Origin of the sequence: Halobacillus sp. (genome assembly GCF_049282395.1) — a bacterium.
In the GTDB taxonomy this organism is placed as follows: Bacteria; Bacillota; Bacilli; order Bacillales; family Halobacillaceae; genus Halobacillus.
Window position 1 is genome coordinate 1 of record NZ_JBAPTY010000348.1, and the last position, 5,641, is coordinate 5,641.

General features: G+C 43.4%; 7 protein-coding genes. 4 read left to right on the forward strand and 3 right to left on the reverse strand.

Going from position 1 to position 5,641, the window contains the following annotated elements:
* Window positions 1-70: 70 nt before the first annotated feature.
* Both WAM07_RS14745 and WAM07_RS14750 read right to left on the reverse strand, forming a co-directional pair.
* Complete coding sequence (locus WAM07_RS14745) at window positions 71-301, reverse strand: YjcZ family sporulation protein (RefSeq protein WP_422168047.1); 231 nt, start codon at window positions 299-301, stop codon at window positions 71-73.
* Between the two features lie 118 nt (window positions 302-419).
* On the reverse strand, window positions 420-1,256 hold the full coding sequence (locus WAM07_RS14750; RefSeq protein WP_422168049.1) for a protein-glutamine gamma-glutamyltransferase: 837 nt from the start codon (window positions 1,254-1,256) through the stop codon (window positions 420-422).
* 132 nt (window positions 1,257-1,388) lie between these two features.
* Between WAM07_RS14750 and WAM07_RS14755 the strand changes: the two genes are divergently transcribed.
* The 4 genes from WAM07_RS14755 to WAM07_RS14770 all read left to right on the forward strand — a co-directional run bounded on the left by WAM07_RS14755 (window position 1,389) and on the right by WAM07_RS14770 (window position 3,846).
* Window positions 1,389-1,733 carry an ArsR/SmtB family transcription factor gene (locus WAM07_RS14755; RefSeq protein WP_422168051.1) on the forward strand — a complete coding sequence of 115 codons (345 nt, stop codon included), beginning with the start codon at window positions 1,389-1,391 and terminating at the stop codon, window positions 1,731-1,733.
* Between the two features lie 13 nt (window positions 1,734-1,746).
* Complete coding sequence (locus WAM07_RS14760) at window positions 1,747-3,042, forward strand: arsenic transporter (RefSeq protein WP_422168053.1); 1,296 nt, start codon at window positions 1,747-1,749, stop codon at window positions 3,040-3,042.
* 31 nt (window positions 3,043-3,073) lie between these two features.
* A complete protein-coding gene (arsC, locus tag WAM07_RS14765) occupies window positions 3,074-3,496 on the forward strand; it encodes an arsenate reductase (thioredoxin) (RefSeq protein ID WP_422168055.1) in 423 nt (140 codons plus the stop codon).
* 146 nt (window positions 3,497-3,642) lie between these two features.
* A complete protein-coding gene (locus WAM07_RS14770) occupies window positions 3,643-3,846 on the forward strand; it encodes a hypothetical protein (protein ID WP_422168057.1) in 204 nt (67 codons plus the stop codon).
* A 119-nt stretch (window positions 3,847-3,965) separates the two neighbouring features.
* Here WAM07_RS14770 and WAM07_RS14775 read toward each other — a convergent pair whose 3' ends face one another.
* Complete coding sequence (locus WAM07_RS14775; protein WP_422168059.1) at window positions 3,966-5,207, reverse strand: hypothetical protein; 1,242 nt, start codon at window positions 5,205-5,207, stop codon at window positions 3,966-3,968.
* Between the last annotated feature and the right edge of the window lie 434 nt (window positions 5,208-5,641).

Below are 5,641 nucleotides of genomic sequence, written 5' to 3' on the forward strand. Positions count from 1 at the left end.
GGTTTGCAGCCTTATCACGATCTGGATGCTTTAAAGGGGTACTTATTTCTGAAGAAAGAACAATAGATGGTTACCAACTAATGCTGCAGCCGACAATAATTAATAAGATAAACAACACAATAATCAATATAAAGTTGTCTTTCCGCGGAGGGCAATGGCGTACGGGAGCACAGGACATCTGCGGGGCCATCATATAGGGTGCATTTACATTTGCATCCATATAAGGTGCATTTACGTTTGCCCCCATATAAGGCGCATTCATATTAGCAGCCATAGCATAAGGAGAATTTAAGTTATCCATTTGAAAACTTCCTTTCTTTGTTGTGTGTTCGTCACAATATATAGTACTCGCCTAACCCAAAGTTGAGCCCGTCTATCTTAAAAATGGGTAGGTGTCACGACCACACAGCACTCGCTTTTCAATGATTCAGCTTATAACTCAGCTCAAATAGATAATTAATATAGGAGATTGAATTCTTGTTATGGTGGACGACGAAAGAGGCCCTTTTATGAAGGCGACCGCTGCCTGATAAATTAGCTAGTTGATTGAAAGAAGGTCTTGTAATTAAGCTTGCCAGATAGGCTGATTGCTGACTGTCCGTCTTTCTTTTTCTGTTCAGCGCTTCAATCATCTGATTCGCCGTTCTAATACCGAACCCATGCCCAAAAAAACGACTATTTTCCATGGCGATGGCATTAACACCCCTGAACCACGGGGTGCCGGGGTCAAAATCCGGATTATTGAAATAGATCACATCTCCAGGGATAAAGTGATTCGCGTAAAAAGAATACAGACCGAGGTCCTCATCCGTGTACCAGCTGTATAAATAGAGTCTCGGAAAGAGATTGTTAAATGAGGGACTGCCTATAGATAGCAAGATACCATGGTAAAAGTTGATGACGCAGGCCGTTGCGCATTCGAATTTATAGAGGTCACTATTTTTAAAAATATCGAAAATCGCATCTGACGGGCTCACTTGAGGATTCAATAGGAACCCGCCAGCTTCAGTCAGATTCCAATATTCAGGGTTACAGCGGGAACTCTTAAAGGTGGCAAAAGATGAGTCCCCTTGATCCATTTGCCTTGCGCTTAGAATGATGTTTTTTCTGGCCTTGATTACAAAGGAAAGTTCCCTTTCTGAAGAAAAAGAGTATAGGTCCTGAGCCTCCTGCATAGCTTCGATGATGACCTTCCCGACTTCATCCTTGTTCCAGTAGTTGCTGGATTGAAAAGGCCGTCCGGATACTTGGATCATATGAATCCTCCTATTCCCATGTAAAACATCTGTTATTGTACCTATGGTATTCATATATCGTGAGGATCATGAGATGAAATTCTTATTGCAAATATAAGCATATACTTATATACTGATCTCCGAGGTGATGTTATGGAAAAAACCATCATACAGATCGAGGATGCAGCTAAAACGCTGAAGCTTCTAGGAGATAAAAGCCGATTAACGATTATAGGCCTCCTGAAGGACGGGGAATGCTGTGTCTGTGAATTTGTTGAAGTATTAGAGATGAGCCAACCTTCCGTAAGTCAGCATCTTAGAAAACTAAGAGACGCTGGACTGGTGAAAGAAAAGCGGAAAGGTCAATGGATTTTCTATTCCTTAAATGACCAGCATGAAACGTATCCAATCATACAGCAGTTATTAGAACAAATACCGGATCAGAAAGAAAAGTTAGCAGCATTGGAAAAAGCCGGTTTACGTATCCAATGCGAATAGTAGGGGGATTCTCTTGAATTTGGCAATTGTAGCAACCATTATTTTTTTACTTACCTTAGTTTTAGTTATCTGGCAGCCGAAGAATCTGGGGATCGGCTGGTCGGCCTGCGCCGGCGCCGTTTTAGCCTTAATTTTTGGCGTTGTGGATTTCAATGACGTTCTCGCCGTCACCGATATCGTCTGGAATGCGACGCTCGCTTTTGTCGCCATTATCATTATTTCATTAATCCTTGATGAAATCGGCTTTTTTGAATGGGCCGCTCTCCATATGGCGCGCGTCGCTAAAGGCGATGGCAGGCGGATGTTCGTTTACGTCACGCTGCTCGGAGCTGTCGTAGCCGCTTTATTCGCGAATGATGGAGCAGCCTTAATCTTAACGCCTATTGTGCTTGCCATGGTTCGAAATTTAAATTTCAAGGAAGCCATGATCCTGCCATTTATTATGGCGAGTGGATTTATCGCGGACACCACTTCACTGCCTTTAATAGTCAGTAATTTGGTGAATATCGTTTCTGCCGATTTCTTTGACATTGGTTTTATTGAATATGCATCCCGAATGATTGTTCCCAATCTGTTTTCATTAGTGGCGAGTATTCTTGTGTTATTTGTTTTCTTCAGGAAAAGCATTCCTGGGCAATATGATTTATCCCAGCTGAAGAAGCCGAATGAAGCGATCCAGGACCACAGGATGTTCCGTATGTCCTGGGCAGTCTTGGCCGTACTTTTAGTCGGTTATTTCGCAAGTGAGCCGCTCGGAATTCCGGTTTCCATTATTGCTGGAATTGTAGCTGTATTCTTTCTAATCATGGCTCAAAGAAGTGCAGCTGTTAAAACGGGAGAAGTTGTCAAAGGTGCACCTTGGGCGATTGTATTCTTCTCTCTAGGTATGTATGTCGTCGTTTATGGACTGCGGAATGTAGGCTTAACCGATATGCTTGCAGGTGTTATTCAGACGGCAGCGGACCAGGGATTATTTGTGGGAACGATATCCATGGGTTTCATTGCCGCCATTCTTTCATCGGTGATGAATAACATGCCGACCGTGATGATTGATGCTCTGGCTATTTCTGATACGGCCACGACTGGAACCATGAGGGAAGCCCTCATTTACGCCAATGTGATTGGTTCTGACCTTGGACCGAAGATTACACCGATTGGGTCGCTTGCCACTCTGCTTTGGCTTCACGTTCTCTCGATGAAAGGCTTCCGCATTTCATGGGGATACTACTTTAAAGTTGGAGTTGTACTAACCGTTCCTACCTTATTTATTACGCTAGTCGGATTATACGTGTGGCTTTTAATTATCTAATTATGTTTGAACAAAAAGGAGAATTTTTACAATGTCTGAAAAACCAGTAGTTTACTTTCTATGTACAGGAAACTCTTGCCGCAGCCAGATGGCTGAAGGATTTGGAAAAGAATATTTAGGGGAGAAGTACGATGTACGTTCTGCTGGGATTGAGGCTCATGGACTCAACCCAAACGCGGTAAAAGCGATGAATGAAGTGGATATCGATATTTCTGATCAAACTTCCGATATGATTGATCCTGATACCCTGAACAATGCTGCTTATGCAATCACGCTGTGCGGGGATGCCAATGATAAATGTCCAGTGACTCCCCCGCATGTGGAACGCTATCACTGGGGATTTGATGATCCAGCTAAAGCAGAAGGAACGGAAGAAGAAAAATGGACCGTTTTTCAAAGAGTTCGTGACCAAATCGGTGAGCGGATTCAACATTTTGCTGAAACGGGAGAATAGATAGTTTAGAACCAGATCAACATGTATACAGAAATTGTTATTTTTCCATCCATTAAGCCGGCCAAATTATTCCTTTTGGCCGGCTTATTATGTTACAGTATTTTAAAATATCTTTCAGTCAACACGGCTAAGAGGGGGAGAGGGACATGATAGATTTCTTAGAGAACGCTTATGAAATTTCGATAGCTGTCCTGCTTTTATGTTCACTCTTTTATGTTCGCCAGCTGAAAAAAACAAAGAAGGAAAGAGGATTGTCGTCTTTTGAACGGGTTATGTATGTTGTAACTCAAATAGTCATTATTGTCTGGCTGGGCAGCTTTCTTATCCTTACCTATGGAGTAAATGTCTGATTTACTTAATACGTCTGTAGATAAAAACGGGGACTGGTTTTTTATAGAAACCAGTCCCCGTTTATTTAGGAGCTTATATTGTCCAGTTGGTAGAAATAGACCATCGTACAAGGACTTGATCAGCTGACCTTTTGGGCGTTCTTTTTCTCCTGAGCCGCTTCTTTCTTTTCTTCGGCAGCTTCTTTTTTCTCTTCTTCAGCTTCCTGTTTTTCTTCCTCGGCTTGTTTAATCTGTTTATAACGCTGGCGCTGGCGGTATCCATAAGTAGAAGACAGGACGACCTCTTCATTTTCAAGTACGGATCCCAGCGCACCAATAATGGTAGAAATGCTGGTTGCCGTCCAGGCGATATAAAAATAGTGGCTGTACCCGACCGCGCCTGACAACTGCGAATCCAGCATACCGATTGGAATAATCATAATGACAGCAATGGAAAACAGGAAAAATAATAGGGTGTAATACAAACAAACGGTTATAAAAAGCGTCAGAAGTGTCGCTGTATTATAGAATTTACGTATGATATCCGCTCGTTCTTTGTTCGGTTTTTCCCATAAGTGGTGTGCGACACCTCCCCATCCGACCATAGCCAGAATCGACACGATCGAAAGCATGAACATCCGCCAAACATCGTAATTGTTGGCAAGTTGCCACAGCGTTGGGAAAACGAGGGCGTAGGCTCCTGTGGTAAAGGCGATTACAATGACTTTCATAAAGGCTGGAAACATAGCCCAGGGCCGGTTAGCTCGCACCATCCCGGTTATTAGACGTAAGGCTCCGCTGCCCCGGGAGTTCACAAGGAAGCGGACATCAACGTTCGATTCCTCTTCACCGGGCGTTTCCCGCCGGATAGGAGAAAGTCGTTCAAAGGCACGCTTTCCGACGAGGCTCGTAGAGTTTTTATTTCGCAGGTTGTGGTGGTCGTCCTTGTCTTTAGACTGAATTCTCTCTTCCGCCTCTTCGCGTTCTTCTTCCGAACTTCCATAATACATTTCGTTGACTAATTGTAAGATCGATTCTCTAACGCGTTTGACCATTGGAGTCGAACCCAGACTAGGCAGGCTGATTAAGGCAACGTGTCCTTCTTCATAACCTTCAGCAACGATTAGTCTTTTGTTATTGAATAGAGGGAGATCGGTGATACAGACGGAAAAGTCCCAGTTCTCTTCCTCTTTTTTGTCCATAGTCGCATTTAATACTTCTATAGAATCTTCGGTTACTCCTGTAAGAGCGTTGATTACATATTCTACTTCCCAGTTAAATTCGTCATCTACGTAATAGCTGAGCCATTCAGGCAATTCTTGCTCCAGTCTCTCCCCTAGTTCTTTAGGGTATCCGGGAGGTGCAATTAAACCTAATTTCATTGTTGATGCTCCCATGGTGATCACCTCTGTTTACTAATTCCTCCACATGTATTACCCAGAAAGCGAAGTATAAAAACGCATTTCGGAAATTACTAGATAGTTATACATATACAGTAAAAAGACTCTAACCAAAAGACTACGTGAATCCCATGTCCATCTTGAAGATAAGCTCCCGTTACGTGAAGACTCAGTTCCGAGATATTTGTTGAGCGGAAGGTCCTCCGGGGGATGATTTCGCTTTCCGCGGGCATGTGCTGAGCCTCCTCAAGCTAAAGCTTTCCGGGGTCTCACCGATCATGTTTATCCCGCAGGAGTCTACATCGTCCCCCTCCGGACCTGGCCGAATCAGAAGCTCGAAACGGATTCATCCTTCACCCACTCGAAGAAAAATAACCACATGGGCGTATATCCTTTATTCAAGCTGAACTATGCGG